Below are 22,867 nucleotides of genomic sequence, written 5' to 3' on the forward strand. Positions count from 1 at the left end.
CCCTGCGTATCTGCAGCTGTTTCTAAGGTTGATATAGTTTTTCGGATGACCATGGAAAAGCCTGAAGTGTTCGAGTGGCGCGTCAAAGGTGATGGTGGTCGCGTAATACTTGTGTATTTAATGAGTTATATGCGAGGTTATATAAATATTAACCATAACTTTCCTGTTATTTATTGCTGTAAATACAATGTTAACCGAGAATATAAACCATCATTATCCAGTTGTTGCTTAATTTGAATTTCAATCTTATTTTTTCATTAAGAGTGATCCGAGTGAGTACCTTGAAAGCCGTTGATAGCTGGCGGTTCCTCCTCGGCTCTGATTGAAGGAGATTTAAGATGCGGAACTTGAAGAAGACTCTGGCCTTTTCGGCAGCCGCCATCATGGGGGCAAGCACCGTTCAGGCCGCTGATGCAATCGTTGGCGGTGCTCAGCCTTACGAACCGAGCCCGGCAACTTATGCAGCGCCTGCGCCGGTCAATAACTGGAGCGGTTTCCACGTCGGTGGTGCACTGAACTGGGATTGGGGCACATTCGACGGCGGTGATTTCAAGGCTGACGGCTGGGGTGGCACGCTTTACGGTGGCTACGACATGCAGCAGGGCAACATCGTTTACGGTGTCGAAGCTGACCTTTCGACCTCCAATCAGAGCCAGCATGTGAACCCTGGAATCAAGATGGAGCAGGGCGTTAACGGCTCGCTGCGCGGTCGTGTCGGTTATGCATTCGATCCGATCCTCGTATACGGTACGGGTGGTCTGGCCGGTTCCCGCCTCGTTGCCAAGCAGGGCGGTATGGACGATACGCAGATGGCATGGGGCTATACTGTCGGTGCCGGTGCAGAAGCCATGATCACAAACAACATCACGGCGCGCCTTGAATATCGCTACACCGACTATGACAAGCAGAAGTTCAACCTCAACGGAAGCCAGTACAAGCGCGGCTTTGAGGAAAACACCGTCAAAGTCGGGCTTGGCTTTAAATTCTGATCGTCAGAAAACCTGATATTTTGATTAAGGCTCGCAAATTTGCGGGCCTTTTCTGTGATTTGAGCTGAAATTTCAATGTCAGATCTAAGCTTTCGGGCGAAGCTCGGAAAATGCTGGAAAATGCTCATCGAACGTTGCAGGAAAGCGTGTCAGCCGCACACGGTGCTGCTCCCAGGCACCAGGAAAACGCAGCATGAGATAGGCCAGCAGGCTGGCTAACGCGAAATGGCCTGCATTGAGGCGTTTGCCAAACGCCGGCGGGTTGGCGTCAATCCAGTCGAGCCCGCGCATAACCTTGCCCCACTGCCTGTCGACCCATGGCTGGTGCCAGGTCTCAGGTGTTCTGTAGCGCTTTTCGTAGATCACCAGAACCGCAGCTTCCATGATGCCGTCACATAAAGCCTCAAATCGCTCTGCTCTAATGCGTTTTTCCGGATTGCGTGGATAAAGGCGCTTGTCTTCATCGAGGCTGTCCAGATAGTGCATGATGACGCGGCTGTCATAAAGTACTTCGCCATCGTCCGTCACCAGTGTTGGAATCTTACCGAGTGGGTTGGCGATCAGAAGCTCGTCCGGGTTCTGAGTCGTGTCGGTAAATATTTCATCGATTGTTGCACCGGCATAGCGAGCCGCCATTCGGACTTTCGCGGAAAACGGCGACACAGGGGCGCAATAGAGCTTCATGGTCTTTCCTTCTTTTTTCGCCGCTTAATCGATGCGCGCTTTTTCATGGAGTCCTGGAGCAAGCGAAGTAGCATGTATCCGGTTGATTCGAAATCATCGCGAATAGCGGGAGATTGTCACGCCGAAGAAGGATAAGCAGTTTCGAAAGCAGGGCAGGTCTTGATCTGCCAGCCCCATAGGTTCGCTTTACTGGAGAGGCGCTTATAATAAAAAAGCCCCCGGAAGATTCCGGAGGCTATGGTCAAAAACGAGAAATCACTGGTCTCCGCGCCTTCCGGCTCAGCCCCAGTCGACTTCGAGGGCCGTAAACAGCTCGTCGAACAACTCTTCGCTCTTGCGAGAGGTCAGCGAATTCAGCGGGTCGAGCGCAAAGCCTTCGTAGACAGTTGCCTTGTCCTCGTTCATGACGCCTTCAAGGATGTAGCCCTGGACCGTCATGATCCGGCTTTCCAGCGACTGGACGCTTTCCGGCAGGACGCCGCAGGCGACCGGCTCGATCTTGTTCTTCGAGATCAAACCGTAGCTTTCGACGATATGACCGGCCGGCGCAAAGTCGTTCTGGCCGATATTGGGCAGGTTGCACTGGGTGCGGCAGGTTGCGCCATCGGCACCGGCAAGCGCTTCGATCATCAAAACGCCTTCTTCGCCCGACGGCTTCAGGTCTGCTTCGAGGAAGGCCTTGCGAGCCTTGTCCTGCTCCTTGGAGCGACGGACGCGCCATTCGTAAGGCGTGATTGCAACACCCCAGCTGTTCAGCTCTTCCTTCGACTTCAGGTACCACGGAACGAATTCGGCGAGGTGACGGTCGCCGGCAGCGCCGAGAACGCCGAAGCGTTTCAGGAAGTCGGTGGCGACGCGGAAGTCGCAATCGAACCAGTTTTCCTGCGCCTCACGTTCCAGCGCGTTCTTGGTAAGCTGCTCAGGCGAAAGCGCCGGCAGGCTGTTTTCGAATTCTTCGAGAATATCCTGACCGTTCCACATTGCGCGTGTGGCGAAAGTGAAGTGGTTGACGCCCGAAATGTCGAGAACAATGTCGTGACGCTTCGGCAGATCAACCTTGTAGTGATCGCGCACCCAGCGGCCGAGCATTTCCTGCGTGTGGAAGACTTCGTGGCAGCAGCCAACAGCCTTGATCTCGGGCTCGGCCTCGAAAAGCGCTGCCGTGCACCACGTCATCGGATTGGTGTAGTTGATTACCCATGCGTCCGGGCAGACGGCCATGATGTGGTGGGCGAAATCGGCCATGACCGGCAGCGAACGCACGGCGCGCGCCATGCCGCCCGGTCCGATCGTGTCGCCGACGCTCTGGAAAATGCCGTATTTTTCCGGGATCTTGAGATCGATGAAACGCTTTTCGGTCGGTCCGGGTTCGATCGAGATCACGACGAAATCGGAACCCTTCAGCGCGGTATCGAGATCCGGCTCGACTTCGACCTTGAACTTGGCATTGGCTTCGGGGCGGCCGAAAATGTTGGCGCTGATTTCCTTGTTCTTTTCCGCTGCGGCATTGTCGATGTCATACAGCGTCAGGGTGCCGGAGAGCGATTTCGACAGCGCCAGGTCGGCCATCAGATGCAGCGCCCATTGCTGGCTGCCGCCGCCGATATAGGTGATTTTTACGTCTTCCATCAGATAAATTCCTTTATCCTTGTATTGAAACTTCTGGGACGAGGGCTGGGAGGGTGCCCCCGTCCCGTGGGCGGTCCCGCGAACGGGGCCGGTGTTGTTTTTACGCCGAAGCGTCTTAGACGCCGAACAGGCGCGGCAGGAACAGGCTGACCGCCGGTACATAGGTGACAAGCGCCAGCACCAGAAGCAGCACCAGGAAGACCGGAATCAGATAGGGCAGAACCTTCTCGATCCTGGTCTCGCCAACCGCCGCACCGACGAAGAGCACGCAGCCGACAGGCGGCGTGATATTCCCGATACCGAGGTTGAAGATCATCATGACACCAAACTGGATCGGGTCCATGCCGAACATCTGGGTCGCAATCGGCATCAGGATCGGGGTGAAGATCAGGATGGCCGGCGTTGCGTCCATGAACGTGCCGAGAACCAGCAGGGCAACGTTGATGATCAGAAGCAGGATGATCTTGTTGTCGGTGACGGTCAGCAGGAAGTTGCCAATCATTTCCGGGATCTGGGCATAGGCCATGATCCAGCTCATCAGGCTCGAAACCGCGACGAGGAACAGGATGACGCCCGTGGTGACAGCCGTATCCGTCAGTGTTGCGATCAGCATTTTGCGGTTGATCGTTCCGTAATAGAACGACAGCAGCAGGCTGTAGACCACGGCAATGGCCGCACCTTCCGTGGCGGTGAAGATGCCGCCGACGATACCGCCCATGACAATTACGATCAGCATCAGTGCCGGGATCGAGTCGAGCACGACCTTCATCTTCTGGCCGAAGGTCAGGTCCGATTCTTCCGTCGGCAGATTGTACTTCTTGGCCATGACATAGGCGACAGCCATGACAGAAAGCCCCCACAGAATGCCGGGGATCCAGCCACCCATGAAGAGACCGGCCACCGAAACGCCGCCGCTGACAATCGAAAACAGGATCAGCAGGCCCGACGGCGGGATCAGCATGCCAACCGGACCGGAGGCAATGTTGATGGCCGCGGAGAATGCCGGATCGTAGCCCTTTTCTTTCTGGATCGGCGCCATGGTGCCACCGATGGCTGCCGTGCAGGCCATGCCCGAACCGGACAGTGTGCCGAACAGCATGTTGCCCATGACGTTAGCGTGGGCAAGCGCACCCGGCATGCGACCGCCGAACATCAATGCCAGATTGATCAGCTTCCGGGCGATGCCGCCGTGATTCATGATGTTGCCGGCAAGCATGAAGAACGGAACCGCCAGCATGCCGAAGGAGTTGATGCCGCCGAACATCTGCTGTGCGCCCTGAAAGAAGATCAGGTCGTAGGGCAGGATCACGGTGATCGCGGCAAGCGAGCTGATGCCGATGGCAACGGCGATCGGCATGCCGCAAAGCATCAGGATGATGAAGAGCGGGAGGAGGATACCCGCGACCAGGTTAGTGTCCATTTTCTTCGCTCCTGATGTCGCGCAGCACGTCACGGTAATTCAGCGTCTTGAAGAAGACGGACAGGAAACCGGCAAGGGGAATGATCGTGTAGACCCAGTTCATCGGCAGATCGAGGCTGTCGGAATGCTGGCCGACGCCGACGGAGACGAGGTTGAATCCGCCCTTCAAGAGCACGGTGACGATGAACCCCATAACCGCGAGATAGTTGAAGGTTTCGAGGATGAGGCGTTTACGGCCCTTCAGGGCATCCTTGATGAGGCCGAGCGACATGTGCCGGTCCGTCAGTCCGAAGGCGTAGGATGCGCCGAGATAGACCAGCCAGATCATGGTGAAGCGCAGCGCCTCATCGGTGAACTGGGAGGGAGAATTCAGCACATAGCGGCTGATGACCTGCCAGGTCGCCATGATGACCAGCAGCGCGAGAAAAACGGTGATCAGAAACAGGACCGTTTTTTCGAGAATTGTTCTTATGTTTTGCATGAGGAAACCTCATTGTGAGTGCAGCGGACGGTTCTGTCGTGCGGTTGTCTCCCCTCGAAACAGGTGAGGGGAGACCGGGCTGTTCATGCGTATTCCGTCGATACGCGCGCCTTTTGTCGCCTTACTGCTGGGCCGCTTCGATCTTTTCTACGATCGCTGCAGCTTCGGGATTGTTTTCGGCGATTTCGTCGTAGAGCGGCTTAACGCGTTCCTTGAAGGGCGCGAGATCGACATCGATGAAGGTGACGCCGGCTTCCTTGGATTCTTCCAGAGATGCTGCGTTCTTCACGGCTTCCAGCTCGTCCACGCGAAGCGTGTAATTTTCAGCTTCTTCCGTCAGGATCTGCTGCTGTTCTTCGGTCAGCTTGTCCCAGGTCCGGTTGGAGATGATCATCACGTCCGGGATCAGGAAGTGACGGTCGAATGTGAAGTAGTTGATGATCTCGACCTGTTTGGAATCGATCAGCGCAGCCGGGCTGCCCTCGGCACCGTCAACAATACCCTGCTGCAGAGCCGTATAGGCTTCGCCAAAGGGGATCGGGGTCGGCGTTGCGCCCAGAAGCTCAACGGCACGCGCCATGGAACGGCTGTTCGGGACGCGGATCTTCAGGCCGGCGAGATCTTCCGGCGAGTGGATTTCGGTTTCGGTCGTATAGAAGTTCCGGGCCGGAGCGATATTCCACGTCAGGCCGCGGAAACCGGTGTCGAGATTGGTCTCGAACACATCACCCTTGACGGCGTTCATCGCCTTGGTGGCGCTTTCATCGTCGTTGAAGAGATAGGGCAGCAGGAATGCGCTGTAGACCGGGTTGAATTTTTCGAGGTCTGCCGGGTTGGTGCGAACGATGTCGAGAATGCCGGTGCGCAGCTGGTTGATCATTTCCGACTCGGTGCCAAGAACGCCAGCGGAAAAGACCTTGAAGTCGACCTCGCCATCGGTGCGCTCGGAAACGGCTTCACCCATTTCCTGCAATGCGACAACGGTCGAGTGATCTGCATTGTGCGAGTCGGAGACGCGCAATGTCAGTGCCGACGCCGATGTTGCCAGCGCGCTGAAGGAAAGTGCGGCTGCGAGGCCGAGACCGATTTTGCTGAATTTAGACATAAAACCTCCCTGGAAGTAGCTCCAAGTTAACGTTTCTTTTGCAGGGAGGATCGGATTTCCGTGATGCTGTGCCGCTCTTCGCACAATGGCTGACAGCAGCTGAAATCAACGAAAATCCTACACCTCCCGATTAAACACAAGATCCTGAAATAGGACTGAGTTACGTACCTCACGCAACCAATCGGAAGTTAAGTCAAACATCAGGCTGAAACAACAAAGGTATGCTAGCATATCAGTTTAATGAGCACGCTAAGGATGCGTCATATTAGGAGATTGTTCTTTGGACAGGATTCAATGATTAAATCATTTAAAAACAGATTGATGACGCGCTATTCGAGCGTTTTTCACAGCTGCATAAAATAGCAACTGTCAATATAAACTTGCTTTTTAGGTTCATACTTTTGCAAAAAAATGATTAAATTTAAATGCAGGAATTTTTCCGAGATCGCGAACGAAATGCGCTTTTCGATACCAACGCAGTTATCAAAAGATGAGCGAATGGAAGGCATTTTGAGTAATGGCCATTGAGAATATCGTTGAGCGAGAAAACCTCGGATCGTCGGGCTTTAAAAGCCATCATCCGCTCTTTGTCCCGCATTCAGCCGGCGTTGAGGTGCCGAAGAAATGTTCTCAAAGCTGCAATGGCTGAACCCACCCCGGTCGCATGGTGGTTCACAACCGGGATGGGCGTAGCCAGTTTAGATTGTCAGGCAGATCTTGCCGAAATGCGCACCGCTTTCCTGATAGCGAAAGGCTTCTGCAAGCGCGGTAAAATCGAAGCTTTTGTCGATGACAGGGCGTATTCCCATGACATCCAGTGCACGCACCATATCTTTTTGATGTTTGCGTGATCCGACGATCAGGCCCTGCAGGCGCTGCTGGCGTGCCATCAGATGCGCCGTGGGAATTTCGCCACCCGTGCCGGTCAGGACGCCGATCAGCGCAATGTGTGCGCCAGTGCGCCCCGCAATGATAGATTGCGCCATCGTTGCGGGGCCACCCACCTCAACGATATGGTCAACGCCGCGGCCATCGGTGAGCCGCTGCATTTCAGCGCCCCATTCCGGTGTCTTGCGATAGTTGATGACGTGGTCTGCCCCCAGAGGTTTCAGGCGCTCCAGTTTCTCATCCGAAGATGATGTTGCAATCACGGTCGCGCCGATCGCTTTGGCGAGCTGAAGGGCGTAGATGGATACGCCGCCTGTTCCCAGCACAGCCACTGTGTCGCCTGGCTTAATTTGTCCATCCATAACCAGTGCCCTCCAGGCGGTCAGGCCTGCCGTGGTGATCGTTGCGGCTTCCTCATGGGACCAGCCGACAGGTGCTTGCGTGAACCAGCTTGCAGGTACGGTGACGCGTTCACGGGCATATCCGTCGATACCGTCTCCCGGCGTGCGTGAGAAATCAGACGGGCGTCCGTCACCGTCCTGCCAGTCGGGGAAGAAGCAGGAAACAACGTGATCGCCAACCCGGAATTCGCTCACGCTCTCACCGATGGCCTCTACGACCCCGGCGCCATCTGCCATCGGGATCCGCCCGTCGGCTGTAGCGCCTTGCTGGCTTGCGACAAGATAATCATGGAAATTGAGTGAGCTGGCATGGATGCGAACCGTAATCTCACCGGGACCGGGATTGCTCGCTTCCTCTGCATCATCAACGGCAATATTTTCGAGTCCGCCAGGTGCCTTGATCCTGATCTGTCTCATGAAAACGCCTTTCCTTGGTTCGAATTATAACGACGTGCGCGATTGGATTCAGGGCCTGAGGTAGGAAGTGCGGTCGACATCTGCCATGGCGGAAGCGCCGGGAAATTTTGATACGTCGCAGCTTTGAGGCCTTGTCTGCCTTCATTTTCAGCCTTCGACAAAACCGGGGATTATTCAGTCTTCGAACTGAAATAGGGTGGAAATCGACTGCGTGTCACTTATCTGACCGGAAACGAGGAATTTGCGCATATCGTTGTTTCACAATTCGATGTGTGCTTATGCTGACATATCTTGGCGCGGTCGGAGATGCGAATTGTCCGGTAAAAGCGTCGCTTACCAACAGGGTGCAGAAAATGGATTTTTCGCGCAGCGTCCGAGCACGCTTTAAACGCAATATTCTTTTCCTCTCTTTCTTGTCCGTCGCGGGTTTTGCCGGCCTGAATGCCGGAACTTCGATCAGTTTTGCTGCCGACGGCTACAATGAAGATGCAACGATCAATATCGGCTCGTTATATGAGCCGCAAAGCCTCGATAATGCCGGGGCTGCAGGGCAGGGCGTTCATGAAGCCTTCTATGGCAATGTCTATGAATCGCTGTTCCTGCTCACGGATGCGGGGAACGTCGAGAAGCTTCTCGTTGATGATTATTCGATGAGCGACGATGGCTTGACCTATACGTTCACGCTTAAGCCGGGCGTAACGTTTCACTCCGGTGATCCTCTCACTTCTGCTGATGTTAAATACAGCATTGAGCGGATCATGGCGCCAGAATCAAAGAGCTCCCGGAAGAGTAGTCTTCAGACCATTGATGCGATCGAAACGCCTGACGATCAGACCGTTGTGATCAAGCTCAAAAACCGGTCTATCTCGCTGCCCTATTATCTGAGTTATATCTGGATTGTTAACGATAGCGCTGGCAGTATTTCTGCCAAGGAGGATGGAACCGGCCCATACGAGCTCGACAGCTGGCGCCGTGGCTCCTACCTGGCGCTCACGCGGTTTGACTCATACTGGGGGGATGCCGCAACAAATGCAGAGGTTGTCTTCAAATATTTCAGTGATGCAACCGCTCTCAACAACGCACTTCTGACGAATGCGATTGATATTATCACCAGTGTTCAGAGCCCCGATTCGCTTGCTCAGTTCACCAATGATCCGCGTTTTACCGTCAAAGAAGGCCAGTCCACGACCAAGCAGGTGCTGGCGTTTAACGATCGCGTTGCCCCGTTCGATAATGTGAAAGTTCGCAAAGCCATCAGCCGCGCGATTGACAAGAAGAAGTTGCTCAACTCGATCTGGGGTGGCTATGGGACACTGATCGGTTCATTCGTACCGCCGACCGACCCGTGGTTTGTCGATTTGACGGATGTCGATCCTTATAACCCGGAAAGCGCAAAAGAACTTCTGGCCGAGGCCGGGTATGCTGACGGGTTCTCTTTCGTTCTGGAAACGCCGAATTATGATCCGCATCCGCTGGTTGCTCAGGCGATCAAGAATGACCTCTCAAAGGTCGGTATCGATGTGAAGATTAATGTGATTACTGCCAATGAATGGTTTAACAAAATCTACAAACAGCATGATTTTGAAGCCACTTTGCAGGAGCACGTCAATCACCGCGATATCCTGTTTTATGGCAATCCGGATTTCTATTGGGGATACAATAATCCGAAGGTCGTTGAACTGATCAGTTCTTCAGAGACTGCCAGGACTGAAAGCGAACAGGTTGAAAAGCTCACGGAAGCGAATCGCCAGATCGCAGAGGATGCGGCCAGCGTGTGGCTGTTCCTGAACCCGCAGATTGTCGTTTCACGGGCCAATGTCAGCGATTACCCGCTGAATGGACTGAACTCTCAGTTTTTTGTCTATGATATCAAGAAGGCTGAATAACAGCGGTATCTGATATGTTTTCATGCCGGTGGCAAAGACCGCCGGCATGTGTTTTTCGGATTGGTAAAAGAGGCAGGGATCCAAAATTCTTACCTATCTTATACGCAGAGGTATCATACTTCTCCTCTCTCTGCTCGTTGCTTCAATGGTGCTTTTCGTGCTCCTTAGGCTTCTGCCCGGAGATCCGGCGAATGCGCTGCTTTCTGTCGGCGCCGATCCTGCTCAGATTGAAGCTGCGCGCGCGCAGGTTGGGTCCAACCTTCCGCTTTGGCAGCAGTTTCTTCAGTTTCTCTCAAGTCTTTTGCGTTTTGATTTCGGAAATTCATTTGTCTCGGATGCGCCTGTCACCAGAGAAGTGCTGAACCGGCTGACAGTCACGCTTCCGCTCACTTTCATGGCCTTCGTTCTGGCGATTATCATTGCCGTTCCGCTCGGTGTGATTTCCGCGGTTAAGAGTGACCGCTGGTACGCGGCTGTTATCACCGCTGTGTCGCAGCTGGGCATTGCCATACCGGCATTCTGGATGGGCATTCTTCTGGTCATGGTGTTTGCCATTCAGATCAGGCTGTTTCCCTCCGGTGGGTTTCCGCTGCGCGGCTGGGGTGCGCCTCTGGAAGCGCTTCACACCCTTTTCCTTCCGGTTTTGACAATTGCGCTGGTCATGGCGGCCTCTTTGATGCGCTATGTGCGGGCTTCGACCCTTGAGGTCGTAGGCAGTGATTATCTGAGAACAGCGCGCGCGCTCGGAGACAGCTTTGCCAGTGCTTTCTGGCGTCATGGCATTCGCAATGCTTCAATCCCGGTGATCTCCATTCTTGGAATCGAGCTTGGGACGGCCTTTCTCGGGGCCGTTGTCATCGAGCAGGTGTTTTCACTGCCAGGTCTCGGTTCAATGCTTTTGATGGGGATCGAGCAGCGCGATTATCCCAATGTCCAGGGCGTTCTGTTCATCTCTACGCTTCTTGTTCTGGTGGTTGGTTTTATCGCTGATGTCAGCCAGCGTCTCATAGACCCGCGCTTGCGGCATTCTGCAGGAGCACGATCATGAGTGTTGTGGAAACTACGCCGCAAAATACCAGTGCTCAAAAGCGAAGATCACTCAGGTCGTGGACATTCAGGATTGGCGTCTTTCTGGTTCTGTTTCACCTCTGCATCGCGATCCTGACCATTTTCTGGACGCCCTATGATCCGATGGGGATGACCGGAGGTCGGCTTGAAGGGCCTTCCTGGGCACACTGGCTGGGCACAGACCGCTTAGGCCGTGATTATCTGACGCTGGTCATGATCGGTTCCCGCATCGCTTTGCTAGTGGGGTTTGGTGCGATTGCCATCGGTGCTGCAATTGGTGTTACGATTGGCTTGCTGGCCGCCTTTGCGACGCGTTTTCTGGACGATGTGCTCGCGGCCGCGCTCGATATCATGATTGCGTTTCCTGTGTTGCTGATCGCAATGCTGGTCGTTGCGGCCAGCAGTGAAGCCAGCCTGTTTACGGCCATTCTGGCACTCGGTATCGCCATGTCGTCAATCATAGCGCGCCTGACCCGCATCCTCGTGAAGCAAGTCCTGCAGAAAGACTTCATAACGGCATCGCGGATATCGGGTACGTCATGGGGCGGGATTGTTCGTCAGCACATCCTTCCCAATATCTGGCCGACAATGGCGGTCAATTTCGCACTTCAGTTCAGCGTCGCAATTATCGCAGAAGCGTCACTGTCTTATCTTGGTCTGGGCGCGCCTCTGCCGAATACATCGTGGGGGCGACTGCTTCAGGAGGCGCAGGGAACGGTCTATACGGCGCCTCTGGGAGCGATTGCGCCCGGTGTGGCACTTGTGACGCTTGTCATTGGTATCAACCTTTTTGCAGATGGTTTACGTGATATTGCCGATCCAACGCGGGGGGCAACACGATGAAGCCTTTACTCGATGTCAGTCGCCTTTCACTTTCTGCCGAAGGCCGGGTTCTGGTTTCGGAGATTTCCTTTTCAATCGCGCAAGGCCAGCGTTTCGGACTGATCGGTGAATCCGGATCGGGGAAATCACTCACCGCGATGGCTGTGACTGGTCTCCTTCCCAAATCGATCGATGCGCATGGTTCTGTCCGACTGAACGGGCAGGAGGTGGTGGGCACTTCAGAACGTGTGCTGAACACCATGCGCGGGCGTGATGTTGCTGTCGTGTTTCAGGAGCCGCTTACCGCTCTTGATCCGCTGATGAGGCTTGGTCAGCAGATCGCAATCCCGCTCAAGCGGCGATTGACGCGCGAAGGAGAGGATACTGGCTCGGCAGCGCTCAGGCGCGGGGTTCTCGAGCTTCTTGAGCATGTGTCCCTGCCACAGCCTGATCGTATTCTGCGGGCCTTTCCGCACGAGATATCCGGTGGTCAGCGTCAGCGCGTGGCCATTGCTCTGGCTCTGGCCTGCCGCCCCAGACTTCTGATCGCGGATGAGCCGACAACGGCTCTGGATGTGACAACGCAGGCCGAAATCCTGAAGCTTCTCGATCGACTGGTCGGCGAATTTGATATGTCGCTTCTCTTCATCAGTCATGATCTGCCGGTGGTCGCATCGGTGGTCAGCGATGTTGCGGTGATGCAGCATGGGCAACTGGTTGAGGAGGGGACAATAGGGGACGTTTTCGGAGCGCCTTCGCACCCTTATACCCGGTCATTGGTGAAGGCTGCCCATGCGTTTGACAGTTATTTTGGTGAGGCGTCATCATGAGCCTGCTTGAACTCAGCAATGTCGGGTTTTCCTATGATCGCCGGAGCCAGACACTCGATGATGTATCGTTCACCGTAACCGAAGGACGCAGTGTCGGTCTTGTCGGTGAAAGCGGTTCGGGAAAGTCCACGATCCTGAAACTGATGCTTGGCCTATCGCGACAGCAATCAGGTGAAATCACGTTCGAGGGCCGCCCGCTCGACCTTTCCAGCGGCGCATTCATGCGCGATTATCGCCGTAAGGTGCAGGCCGTTTTTCAGGATCCGTATTCATCTCTTGATCCGCGGCAGAAGGTGAAGTCGATTATTTCGGAGCCGCTGCGATCGCTCAAAATCCCCGGTAATCACGATCAGATCGTTGCAGAGGCTCTGTCTGCTGTTGGTCTTCCGGAAGAAGCGTTGACGCGATATCCGCACGCTTTTTCCGGTGGGCAGCGGCAGAGAATTGCCATTGCACGGGCCGTAGCAGCGCAGCCGAAGCTTTTGCTTGCCGATGAGGCCGTCAGCGCACTTGATCTTTCCACCCGCATTCTGATCGTTGATCTGTTTCGAAAGCTGTCAGAACGCATGACACTTGTGTTCGTGTCTCACGATCTCGGCGTTGTGGCTGCGCTTTGTGAGGAGATGGTGATCCTCGAGAAGGGGCAGATCGTCGAAGCCGGCAATACGCAAGATATTATTGCAAATCCCCGTCACCCCTATACGCGTAAGCTGCTTGAAAGTATCCCGCGTATGCCGTGCGCTATGAAATGATGAAAGGGTTTTTCTTGACCGAGATTGCAGACTATCACGACTATATCGAGCAATGGCGGCGCGAGAGGCTGACTGGCCTCAAGCAAAAGGGCGGCTGGCTTTCACTCGTCGGGCGCTGGCCTCTTGATGCGGGAACGGTCTCAATCGGCTCATCTGACGAAAATGATATCGTTCTGCCCATAGGGCCGGGCAAGCTGGGCGCTCTCACTCTTGTGGAGGGAAAAGGTCTGACTTTTTTACATGAGGGTGGTTCAGAGCAGCGTTTTATTCCGGCAGATAGCCCGTACCCTGTCGTTTTCCCTGTTGATCGCTTCAACTTTGAAGTCACCTCGATGAGTGGTGCGCTGGCATTGCGCGTTCGTGATCTTGAGTCAGATGAACCGGAAAAGCTTGAAGCGCTTCCTTATTTTCCGGCGGATCCCAGCTGGCGTATCCGTGCCGAATGGGTGGCTCTTGCCGAGCCGGGAGAGGTCACGCTCGACACGGTCATCGGCGTCAAAACGCAGGTTCCTGTCAGCCACGTTGCACGCTTTGATCATGACGGCAAAACCGTCGAGTTACTTTCAACTTACGGCACAGCTGAGCGTCCGCAATTCGTGTTTCGGGATTCGACGGCAAAGGACGAAACCTATGCCGCAGCACGCTTCGTTTTCGGCGAAGAGGTGACCGGCGATGCCATCACGCTCGACTTCAACAAGGCAATCAACCCGCCCTGTGCGTTTACCGAGTTTGCTGCCTGCCCGTTGCCGCCTGAGCAGAATATTCTGTCTTTTCCTGTCAGAGCTGGCGAAAAGCGGGTTCGTAGCTGAGCTGAACAGTTTGAGGATGCTCTGTCGCTGCGGCTGCCTTGCAATCCGGTGAGGCAGGCGCGATAACCCGCTGCGATCCAAATCAGGAAAACGGAAGCAATGGCAGGTACAAACAGCGAGCTGAAAATGATCGCGGAAGGGCCGGTGGTCATACTGGTGAATCCGCAATTGGGTGAGAATATTGGCATGGTGGCGCGCGCTATGGCCAATTTCGGACTGGCGGAACTGCGCCTTGTTGATCCAAGAGACGGCTGGCCGAGTGACACCGCACGCGCAGCCGCTTCCAAAGCAGACCATATTATTGATGGTGTGAAAGTCTTCGATCGGCTTGAAGACGCGATTGCAGATCTGAACTTTGTTTACGCCACCACCGCACGCAGCCGGGATGGTTTCAAACCCGTTCGCGGCCCCTCGGTTGCTGCAGCGACGCTCAGAACCAGATTCATCGCCGGAGAGCGGACCGGTATCCTGTTTGGCCGGGAGCGCTGGGGCCTGAATAATGAAGAGGTCGGGCTTGCGGATGAGATCGTTACATTTCCCGTTAATCCCGCCTTTGCCTCGCTCAATATCGCACAAGCCGTCCTGCTTGTGTCCTATGAATGGATGAAATCCGGGATGGCGGATGAAACGGAAACCGCCTTTCAGCCAGTTGAGCAGACACCTGCGACGAAAGAGGATCTGTTCGGACTGTTCGGTCATCTGGAAGAAGCGCTGGACGCGCGTGGCTATTTCAGGCCGGTCGATAAGAAACCGCGGATGATCGACAATCTGCGAGCGGTTTTTACCCGTCGTGCGATGAGTATGCAGGAAATCCGGCTGTTGCGTGGCGTTATCTCCTCGCTTGATCGCTACACGCGCAAAAGGCCGCGCGGGGCAACGGATGATCAGGATGTGTGAGTTGCCTTCCGGTCCGGTGCTGATCTTCGATTCAGGTATCGGTGGGCTGACAGTCTTGCGTGAAGCCCGGATGGTGATGCCGGAGCGCCACTTCGTCTATGTTGCCGACAATGCGGCATTTCCCTACGGCGACTGGGAAGAAGATGCGCTTCTGGAGCATATGCTGTCTTTGTTCGAGATGCTTTTGCACCGGATCAGGCCGGTTGCCGTGATCATTGCCTGCAACACCGCTTTCACGCTTGCCGGGGAGGCTTTGCGCCAGCGGTTTTCCGAGACGGCGTTTATTGGCACAGTACCGGCGATAAAGCCTGCGGCTGAGCGCACGGCTTCCGGCCTTATCAGTGTTCTGGCCACGCCGGCGACAGTAACGCGCGACTATACCCGATTGCTGATCTCTACGTTTGCGGGAAATTGCGAAGTCACGCTCGTCGGATCAAAGACCCTTGCTGCCCTGGCCGAGTCGTATGTCAGCGGTGGCTCTGTCAGTGATGACGATCTGCGTGCTGAAATCGCGCCCTGTTTCATCTCTGGCGGAAGCGGCAAAACGGATATCGTGGTTCTTGCCTGCACCCATTATCCGTTTCTGGCCAATCGGTTTCGACGGCTTGCCCCGTGGCCGGTGGACTGGCTCAATCCCGCTGAAGCGATTGCGCTGCAGGCCAGGCGGGTTATCGGGGCTGGGGGCGAGCGGGATACAGAGTCCAATCAGGATCGTGCCTTCTTCACCAAGGCGGATGTCTCTCCCCAAATCATCCGGTTGATGCAGGGATTTGGAGTGAAGCCGGACTTTGCGAATATTTAAGGCCGTACCGGCCAGTGGAATGAATTTGACATTTGAATCCCGCCTGCCGCCAGTGATCGTTTCAAATGTCAAATTCGAAAATTCCACTAGGAACATAAACTTGGCTAGTGGTTCTTTTGATTCCGGCATTTGGATAAGCGCGTGCGGAAAAGGGAACCAAATGCCGGAATCGAAACACTAGTCGAAAATGTCAGCCGGCAGGGATAAGCGGGATCGGTACACCAAAGGTCTGCAGCAGCAAAATCAGATTGAGTGATAGCACCGCGACGGCAGCAATAACAGAAAGCGCGCTGATGATACGGCCGTTGGCGTATTCCCCCATCACTTTCTTGCTACGGGTGAAAATCAGAAGAGATATCATCGGAACGGGCAGGGCGATTGAGAGAATGATCTGGCTGACCACGAGCGCTTCCGTCGCATTCACGCCGAGCGCGACGACGACAAAAGCCGGCAGCATCGTTATCAGGCGCCGAAGCCAGATCGGTATGCGGAAGCCGACGAACCCCTGCATGATCATCTGACCGGCCATTGTGCCGACGACGGAGCTGGAAATACCAGAGGCGATCAGCGAGATCAGAAAAGCGGCTGCCGCCGCCCCGCCAAGCAGCGGGGTGAGCATGTGATAGGCGGTTTCGATTTCTGCAACTTCGCTGTGGCCTCTGTGAAATGCACTGGCTGCCATCATCACCATCGCCATGTTGACGATCCCTGCGACGGCAAGCGCAACGATGACTTCGGTGTTTGAAAAACGTAAAACCCGCTTCCTGTCTTTTTCGTTCTTCACCGCAACCCGGTTTTGCGTGAGGCCGGAGTGCAGGTAGACCGCATGCGGCATCACGGTCGCGCCTATGATGCCGACAGCAATCGCGAGCGCCGTTGCATCGGGAATGCGGGGTGTGACTGAACCGGTGGCCGCATCCCCCCAGGCGATTGGAGCGATGAAAAGCTCAACGACATAGCAAAGACTAATCAGTGCAATCAGGCTGCCAATGATCAGTTCCATGGGGCGGAAGCCGCGACGTTCGAAGATGAGAATACCGTAAGTGACAATAGCCGTAACGCCCATGCCTGCCATGAGCGGCATTTGAAAGAGAAGGGCGAGGCCGATGGCGCCGCCCAGGAACTCAGCCAGGTCGGTCGCCATGGCCGCAATTTCGCTGACGATCCACATGAGTATCACGACAGGCTTGGAAAATTCGTCGCGGCAGACCTCAGCCAGATTTCGACCGGTGACAATGCCGAGCTTTGCAGAAAGGGCCTGAAAAAGCATTGCGATCAGATTGGCAAAAACAACCACCCAAAGCAGTGAATAGCCGAAACCGGCGCCTGCCTGAATGTTGGTCGCATAGTTTCCGGGATCGACATAGGCAATTGATGCAATGACCGCAGGACCGGCAAACAGGAGCGCTGAACGCGGGCGAACACGGCCTGAAGCCAGTGCGTTTTCAATCGCTACATTGGTGCGTTCCGTCAAAGAGCGGCGGCGCGAAGACAAGTCTGACATATGAGGGCACCGGAAAATAAAATTTATAATTATTAAAAATATAGCCTTGGCTACATTTTTGTCAATGGGCGTTAATATCGAACGCATTTGGCTTCACAGCGAACATCATTTAAAGTGATGGAGCAAAGTGTAGCCGAGGTTTCATTGTTTCGTTTGAATGAAACGATCATGCGGCAGCAAGTGAGGTGAGTGTGAGCGCTGACGACAAGGACGGAGAGGCTTCAGCCGGACGTTTTTCCAAGGCACGTTCCGAGCGGGCGAGTGTGCTGCTGGAGGACTATACCGAGCTGATTGCAGAGCTGATTGAGGAGACCGGCGAGGCACGCATTACCGACATCGCCCGCGCCATGGGGGTTGCGCATCCGACGGCCACGAAGGCTGTCGGACGGTTGAAACGGGAGGGGCTTGCAACATCACGCCCTTATCGCGGCGTTTTTCTGACGGAAGAGGGCGATGCGATGGCGAAAAAGAATCGCGAACGCCATCGGCTGGTGCTGGACCTTCTGCTCGCGCTTGGGGTGCCTGAGGAATCTGCTGAACTTGATGCCGAAGGGATTGAACATCACGTCTCAGAGGAAACATTGAAAGCGTTCTCGTGTTTTCTAAAAAAGTCGTCATAAACTTCTGAAAAAATGGCTTTATACTGAGAAGAATCGCATCTTTTTAAGCCGCTCGTTTTATGTGTTCTCTAAAGCAAGGCTTGATAGGCCGGACTGCTTTCTTCATATCTTTGAGAACAGAGAACCCGTGATTCTTCCGATAGATTTGCTCGGATAAGCTTGCTCATTAGGGGGATAGTTTCTGTCTTTTGCCAGTGACCGATCCGCATTCGGAAATCTGTGGGTAACTGGACTGAGGCTCCGCCTGTTTCGCCTCAAACTGCTACAACACGTCTGGCTCCAATCGAAAGGTAATCGGAAAAGTGCAAGTCGACATCGACATGGGAACGACATCTGCTGGTGACGTGGCCACTCTCGATATCGAGGAATTGCTGGCGACGCGCCTTCTGGTGCAGGGAAACTCCGGTTCCGGAAAATCTCATCTTCTGCGACGCCTGCTTGAACAGTCGGCGAAGTGGGTTCAGCAGGTCATTATCGACCCCGAAGGGGACTTCGTGACGCTTTCCGATGCGTTCGGTCATATTGTTGTCGACGCCAATCGCACAGAAGGCGAGCTGATCGGTATTGCGAACCGTATTCGGCAGCACCGTGTTTCCTGCGTTCTGACGTTAGAGGGGCTTGAACTGGACGATCAGATGCGTGCAGCGGCTGTTTTCCTGAACGCGCTTTTTGATGCTGACCGCGATTACTGGTATCCTATCCTCGTTGTCGTCGACGAGGCCCAGATGTTTGCGCCCACCTCCGGTGGTGAGGTGAGCGAGGAAGTCCGGCGGCTTTCGCTCGGTGCCATGACCAATCTGATGTGCCGTGGAAGAAAGCGCGGGCTTGCTGGCGTAATCGCCACCCAAAGGCTGGCCAAACTGGCCAAAAATGTCGCCGCTGAAGCCTCCAACTTTCTGATGGGGCGGACCTTTCTGGATATCGATATGGCGCGGGCTGCCGACCTTCTTGGTATGGACAGACGGCAGGCCGAGCAATTTCGCGATCTGAAACGCGGAAACTTCGTTGCTCTGGGCCCTGCGCTTGCGCGGCGGCCGCTTAAGGTCGTCATCGGGTCCGTTGAAACGTCGGCGCGTTCGTCCAGCCCAAAGCTGATGCCACTGCCCGACAAGCCCGAAGATGTCGAGGACCTGATTTTTACACCGGATCCTGAGGATCTGGCGCGCCCCGCACAGCCACGCCGCGCTGCGCCGCGCCCGCGTGAAACCACAGATATCATGGCTGAGCTTTCCAAGTCTGCCTCGGAAAATGAAATGGGTGAGGCACCTGAACGGAGCAGTCGTTTGCCGCCTATGTCTGATGAAGACAAGGAGGCATGGATTGCGGCGACCCTCATGGAAATCGCTGATCAATCGAATTCTGCTTTTCGTTCAGATTCAGAGCTTTATCAGGATTTTCTGATGCGTGGTCGCATGAAACGGATTTCAGGTGCACCGCTTTCGATGCCCGATTTTCGCCTGCGTCTTGCGATTGCGCGCTCGGGCGCCGACGCAGCAATGCAGGAAAGCGAAGCGTGGCAGATGGCATTGTCGCTCTCACGGGAAATTACTGACGATCTTCAGGGCGTTTTTCTGATGCTGGTCAAGGCGGCTTTGTCAGGTGAGCCTTGCCCGTCAGATGCGGCGATTGCGCGGGCTTATGGTACGCACTCCGCGCGGCGGGCTGCGCGCTTCTTAAGCTATTTCGAGGAGCAGGGGCTGATCATCGTTCACACCGATCACTTCGGGATGCGCATTGTCGCCTTCCCCGATCTGGATGCGCAGACATCTGGCGGGAACCCTGACGGTCCTGCTGACAACACCGAAATGCGGGATGCTGCGGAATAGATTGTTGAAGATAAACTGATCGGAACGCGCCGGAAGCGACGTTCACGCGACGCCTTGTTGACTCAGGCGATCTTTCATATTGGCAAGGACTGCAAGCCGGATGGCTGAGGAAAGATTAACCTCGGGCCTGCGTGTGTCATCAATGATGCGAATCTGTTGCGCCAGAGTTTTTCCGTTGCGCTCTGCGAGTGATTTGAGCTCGTCATAAAAGGCATCTTCAAGCGAGAAGCTTGTGCGATGTCCGTGCAGACTGACTGAGTGTTTGCGGATCACGACGGATCACTTCCGTCAGGGCGCTCACGGCGCCCCTGATTGAGGGCGTTTTCAGTTTTCTGGCGTAAAGTGTCTTCGAGGGTCTTCTGCGCCTTTGTGCGGCCGTGACGGGCGCGGTTCTCATCCGCCGTCTGCGCGGAGATTTCGCGCTTTCTGCGTTTTCGAACCTGCCTCAAATTGACAATCTCGGCGCATAAAGGTCGCGTTCCGTCAGTGTTTCTTGCGAAAGGCGTCCAGCGAAACGACTGACGCACCGTCATCACCACCCGGGCCATCTTCATCGCTATGATCGTCTTCGGGTGCTGCTGCCGGCTGACCTTCATCATTGTCAACGTCGAGGGTTGCAACGTCGAATTCCAGCTCGAAATTGACTGATGGATCGTAGAAGCCAACGATCGCGCTGAAAGGAACAACCAGTCGTTCGGGTACATCGGAAAAAGACAAACCGATTTCGAACTGGCTTTCAGTAACCTTGAGGTCCCAGTACTGGTGCTGGATGACGATCGTCATTTGCTGATCATACTTTTCCTTAAGGGCCGGCGATATGCGGACACCGGGCGCGTTTGTCAGAAAAGTGATGAAGAAATGGTGTTCGCCCGGCAAATGGCCGGTCGCAGCGACTTCCGCAAGCACTTTGCGGATCATGCCTCTGAGCGCGTCCTGTGCCAGAATGTCGTAGCGAATATGGTCCTGACCCATCACATGCCTTCCCGGTTTGGCTTCCTCAATTCAATCAGCGTATAGCCATTCTTATCCTCTGCGTCAAAGCGCATTCTAAAATGACAGTTCGCTATTATCGAGAGAAAGTTTGGTCAAAATAAAGTGGAGGCTTCTGTTGCCAGGTGCCTCCGGACCCCGCCTTACAGTGCTACCCATAAGGACTTAGGTTGGGTTTCTGGAACCGCCATTAGGCAGCTACAGCGTAACCCTGAGCTTTGTTGTCATTTGCAACTACTCTATTGACCCGATAACGGTGGTATCATGCCGGGCAAAAGGTCAATCTTTACACTCTTGTCGATCCTGTTTCGCCCCCATCATAAGCAGGCCGTTTCGCCTGTTTATGGTGGAGGCGCCGGGTACCGCCCCCGGGTCCAATGAGCTTATTTCATTGCCGTTTATTGCCATAGCCGGAAGAACCGGCACCCGTCATATAAGTGTTTTGTTCGCGTATGCAAAGGGGTGGGAACAGCTTTTGTGCAGGTCGCCAATTCACAGGGTTTTGACGAACGGCGCTTTTCTTGATCGCGAACTTTCTCTACTGAGGTCTTCAGATGAGAGGAAACCATGCGCCAGTATCTTGATCTGCTCGAACATGTCATGACAACAGGAACTGATCGCGGAGACCGTACCGGAACCGGTACACGCTCGGTCTTTGGCTATCAGATGCGCTTTGATCTGTCGGAAGGCTTTCCGGTTCTGACGACGAAAAAGCTGCATCTTCGCTCAATCATTCATGAGCTGCTGTGGTTCTTGAAGGGCGATACGAATATCGCTTACCTGAAAGAAAACGGCGTTTCGATCTGGGATGAGTGGGCTGATGAAAACGGCGATCTGGGTCCGGTTTACGGCGCGCAGTGGCGGTCCTGGCCTGCGCCTGATGGCCGTCATATCGACCAGATTGCGAATCTGGTTCTTTCGCTCAAGGATAATCCTGAAAGCCGCCGGCATATTGTGACGGCATGGAACCCGGCAGAAGTCGACAATATGGCGCTGCCTCCGTGTCACTGCCTGTTTCAGTTCTATGTCGCCGATGGCAGGCTTTCCTGTCAGCTTTATCAGCGGTCAGCGGATATCTTTCTCGGTGTTCCTTTCAACATTGCATCTTATGCCCTGCTGACGATGATGCTGGCGCAGGTCGCTGGATTGAAGCCGGGCGATTTCGTTCACACGCTGGGCGATGCGCATATCTACAGCAATCACTTTGATCAGGTGCGTGAACAATTAAGCCGTAAACCCGGACCGCTGCCGTCCATGCGCATCAACCCGGATGTCGAAGACCTGTTCGCCTTTACCTTCGATGACTTTAAGCTTGAAGGCTATGAAGCTGCGCCTTCGATCAAGGCGCCGATTGCCATTTAACCCTGCGGGAGCCTGGAGATGGAAGATAATATCGATGTGGTCTTAATGGCCGCAGTCGCGAAAAATGGTGTTATCGGCCGCGACAGTGCTATGCCATGGCATCTGGGCTCGGACTTCAAGCGCTTCAAAGCGCTCACCATGGGGAAGCCTCAGATCATGGGGCGGAAGACCTTCTCTTCGATTGGCCGGCCTCTTCCCGGGCGCAAGAATATCATCCTTACCCGTCAGGCAGGCTTCACAATAGAAGGATGCGAAATCGCAGCCACGCTCGATGAGGCTCTGGCGATTGCCTTGGCAGATGCAAAAGAAAAAGGCGTCGATGAGATCTATATCCAGGGCGGCGGGGAAATCTACGCTCAGGCGATGGAGCGGGCGGACCGGTTGCGCATCACGCACGTCGAGGTTTCGGCTGAAGGTGATACGCGTTTTCCCGATATTGATGAACAAATCTGGCAGCCGGTTGAAACGGAATATGTCGGCGTCAGCGAAGTTGACGATTATCCAACCCGGTATGTTGTCTACGAAAAAAGATGCAGTTGAACAGGAATTTACCGCGATTTTGGCAGTGATGTGACGGTGTGCGTTGAAAGCGGCTTTCTGCGTCCCTATAACGGTGCAAACGCCTTTTGAACCAAGGCGGGGTCGTATCTACGTGAGGAGCGGCCAGGATTTTTTTGAAAGAAGA

The 22,867-nt window shown here is 54.7% G+C and carries 23 protein-coding genes and 1 other RNA gene; 13 read left to right on the forward strand and 11 right to left on the reverse strand.

Features of this window, described 5'->3' with window-relative positions; translation table 11 throughout:
• The first annotated feature begins 338 nt into the window (after window positions 1–338).
• Window positions 339–989 (forward strand): outer membrane protein, encoded by a 651-nt coding sequence (locus EDC90_RS13065; RefSeq protein WP_132312298.1) that lies wholly within the window; start codon window positions 339–341, stop codon window positions 987–989.
• 84 nt (window positions 990–1,073) lie between these two features.
• Here EDC90_RS13065 and EDC90_RS13070 read toward each other — a convergent pair whose 3' ends face one another.
• The 6 genes from EDC90_RS13070 to EDC90_RS13095 form a co-directional block, all read right to left on the reverse strand.
• Window positions 1,074–1,673, reverse strand: coding sequence for a glutathione S-transferase family protein (locus EDC90_RS13070; protein WP_132312300.1), 600 nt, complete (start codon window positions 1,671–1,673; stop codon window positions 1,074–1,076).
• Between the two features lie 279 nt (window positions 1,674–1,952).
• Window positions 1,953–3,302 (reverse strand): alpha-galactosidase, encoded by a 1,350-nt coding sequence (locus EDC90_RS13075; protein WP_165972838.1) that lies wholly within the window; start codon window positions 3,300–3,302, stop codon window positions 1,953–1,955.
• Between the two features lie 115 nt (window positions 3,303–3,417).
• Window positions 3,418–4,722 carry a TRAP transporter large permease gene (locus EDC90_RS13080; protein ID WP_132312305.1) on the reverse strand — a complete coding sequence of 435 codons (1,305 nt, stop codon included), beginning with the start codon at window positions 4,720–4,722 and terminating at the stop codon, window positions 3,418–3,420.
• Entirely contained in the window at window positions 4,712–5,203 is a 492-nt protein-coding gene (locus EDC90_RS13085) for a TRAP transporter small permease (RefSeq protein WP_132312308.1), read from the reverse strand. Before EDC90_RS13085 ends, EDC90_RS13080 begins: the two co-directional genes overlap by 11 nt.
• Window positions 5,204–5,324: 121 nt before the next feature.
• A complete protein-coding gene (locus EDC90_RS13090) occupies window positions 5,325–6,308 on the reverse strand; it encodes a TRAP transporter substrate-binding protein (protein ID WP_132312310.1) in 984 nt (327 codons plus the stop codon).
• A 698-nt stretch (window positions 6,309–7,006) separates the two neighbouring features.
• A complete protein-coding gene (locus EDC90_RS13095) occupies window positions 7,007–8,014 on the reverse strand; it encodes a zinc-dependent alcohol dehydrogenase family protein (protein ID WP_132312313.1) in 1,008 nt (335 codons plus the stop codon).
• A gap of 353 nt (window positions 8,015–8,367) precedes the next feature.
• Here EDC90_RS13095 and EDC90_RS13100 point away from each other — a divergent pair, with 353 nt between their 5' ends.
• From EDC90_RS13100 to murI, 8 genes are all read left to right on the forward strand, one after another.
• Window positions 8,368–9,900: an ABC transporter substrate-binding protein gene (locus EDC90_RS13100; RefSeq protein ID WP_132312316.1), complete on the forward strand. Its 1,533-nt coding sequence runs from the start codon at window positions 8,368–8,370 to the stop codon at window positions 9,898–9,900.
• Between the two features lie 100 nt (window positions 9,901–10,000).
• The gene (locus EDC90_RS13105; RefSeq protein WP_281015412.1) at window positions 10,001–10,948 is read left to right on the forward strand and encodes an ABC transporter permease; all 948 of its coding nucleotides are present in this window, start codon (window positions 10,001–10,003) and stop codon (window positions 10,946–10,948) included.
• Window positions 10,945–11,811, forward strand: a complete 867-nt coding sequence (locus EDC90_RS13110; RefSeq protein ID WP_132312322.1) for an ABC transporter permease — start codon at window positions 10,945–10,947, stop codon at window positions 11,809–11,811. Before EDC90_RS13105 ends, EDC90_RS13110 begins: the two co-directional genes overlap by 4 nt.
• Window positions 11,808–12,620, forward strand: coding sequence for an ATP-binding cassette domain-containing protein (locus EDC90_RS13115; RefSeq protein WP_132312325.1), 813 nt, complete (start codon window positions 11,808–11,810; stop codon window positions 12,618–12,620). The genes EDC90_RS13110 and EDC90_RS13115 overlap by 4 nt, the downstream gene beginning before the upstream one ends.
• Complete coding sequence (locus EDC90_RS13120) at window positions 12,617–13,372, forward strand: ABC transporter ATP-binding protein (RefSeq protein WP_132312327.1); 756 nt, start codon at window positions 12,617–12,619, stop codon at window positions 13,370–13,372. The genes EDC90_RS13115 and EDC90_RS13120 overlap by 4 nt, the downstream gene beginning before the upstream one ends.
• Before the next feature lie 14 nt (window positions 13,373–13,386).
• Window positions 13,387–14,181 carry a DUF1684 domain-containing protein gene (locus EDC90_RS13125; protein ID WP_245511050.1) on the forward strand — a complete coding sequence of 265 codons (795 nt, stop codon included), beginning with the start codon at window positions 13,387–13,389 and terminating at the stop codon, window positions 14,179–14,181.
• Between the two features lie 99 nt (window positions 14,182–14,280).
• Window positions 14,281–15,078 carry an RNA methyltransferase gene (locus EDC90_RS13130; protein WP_132312330.1) on the forward strand — a complete coding sequence of 266 codons (798 nt, stop codon included), beginning with the start codon at window positions 14,281–14,283 and terminating at the stop codon, window positions 15,076–15,078.
• Window positions 15,071–15,880: a glutamate racemase gene (gene murI, locus EDC90_RS13135; RefSeq protein ID WP_132312332.1), complete on the forward strand. Its 810-nt coding sequence runs from the start codon at window positions 15,071–15,073 to the stop codon at window positions 15,878–15,880. Before EDC90_RS13130 ends, murI begins: the two co-directional genes overlap by 8 nt.
• A gap of 190 nt (window positions 15,881–16,070) precedes the next feature.
• On the opposite strand, the gene EDC90_RS13140 is transcribed toward murI, so the two are convergent.
• On the reverse strand, window positions 16,071–17,384 hold the full coding sequence (locus tag EDC90_RS13140) for an Nramp family divalent metal transporter (protein ID WP_132312334.1): 1,314 nt from the start codon (window positions 17,382–17,384) through the stop codon (window positions 16,071–16,073).
• A gap of 191 nt (window positions 17,385–17,575) precedes the next feature.
• On the opposite strand from EDC90_RS13140, the gene mntR reads away from it, so the two are divergent.
• On the forward strand, window positions 17,576–18,004 hold the full coding sequence (gene mntR / locus EDC90_RS13145; RefSeq protein WP_207903908.1) for a manganese-binding transcriptional regulator MntR: 429 nt from the start codon (window positions 17,576–17,578) through the stop codon (window positions 18,002–18,004).
• A 302-nt stretch (window positions 18,005–18,306) separates the two neighbouring features.
• A complete protein-coding gene (locus tag EDC90_RS13150; RefSeq protein ID WP_132312339.1) occupies window positions 18,307–19,830 on the forward strand; it encodes an ATP-binding protein in 1,524 nt (507 codons plus the stop codon).
• 42 nt (window positions 19,831–19,872) lie between these two features.
• Here EDC90_RS13150 and EDC90_RS13155 read toward each other — a convergent pair whose 3' ends face one another.
• The 4 genes from EDC90_RS13155 to ssrA all read right to left on the reverse strand — a co-directional run bounded on the left by EDC90_RS13155 (window position 19,873) and on the right by ssrA (window position 21,283).
• The gene (locus EDC90_RS13155; RefSeq protein WP_132312341.1) at window positions 19,873–20,103 is read right to left on the reverse strand and encodes a ribbon-helix-helix domain-containing protein; all 231 of its coding nucleotides are present in this window, start codon (window positions 20,101–20,103) and stop codon (window positions 19,873–19,875) included.
• The gene (locus tag EDC90_RS13160) at window positions 20,100–20,429 is read right to left on the reverse strand and encodes a DUF4169 family protein (protein ID WP_348633711.1); all 330 of its coding nucleotides are present in this window, start codon (window positions 20,427–20,429) and stop codon (window positions 20,100–20,102) included. The genes EDC90_RS13155 and EDC90_RS13160 overlap by 4 nt, the downstream gene beginning before the upstream one ends.
• A complete protein-coding gene (locus EDC90_RS13165) occupies window positions 20,314–20,802 on the reverse strand; it encodes an SspB family protein (RefSeq protein WP_132312415.1) in 489 nt (162 codons plus the stop codon). Before EDC90_RS13165 ends, EDC90_RS13160 begins: the two co-directional genes overlap by 116 nt.
• 122 nt (window positions 20,803–20,924) lie before the next feature.
• Window positions 20,925–21,283: a transfer-messenger RNA gene (gene ssrA, locus EDC90_RS13170) on the reverse strand.
• A 104-nt stretch (window positions 21,284–21,387) separates the two neighbouring features.
• Here ssrA and EDC90_RS13175 point away from each other — a divergent pair.
• On the forward strand, window positions 21,388–22,182 hold the full coding sequence (locus EDC90_RS13175) for a thymidylate synthase (protein ID WP_132312344.1): 795 nt from the start codon (window positions 21,388–21,390) through the stop codon (window positions 22,180–22,182).
• A gap of 18 nt (window positions 22,183–22,200) precedes the next feature.
• A complete protein-coding gene (locus EDC90_RS13180; protein ID WP_132312347.1) occupies window positions 22,201–22,722 on the forward strand; it encodes a dihydrofolate reductase in 522 nt (173 codons plus the stop codon).
• Window positions 22,723–22,867 lie beyond the last annotated feature (145 nt).

Origin of the sequence: Martelella mediterranea (genome assembly GCF_004342225.1) — a bacterium.
GTDB classification, from domain to species: Bacteria; Pseudomonadota; Alphaproteobacteria; order Rhizobiales; family Rhizobiaceae; genus Martelella; species Martelella mediterranea_B.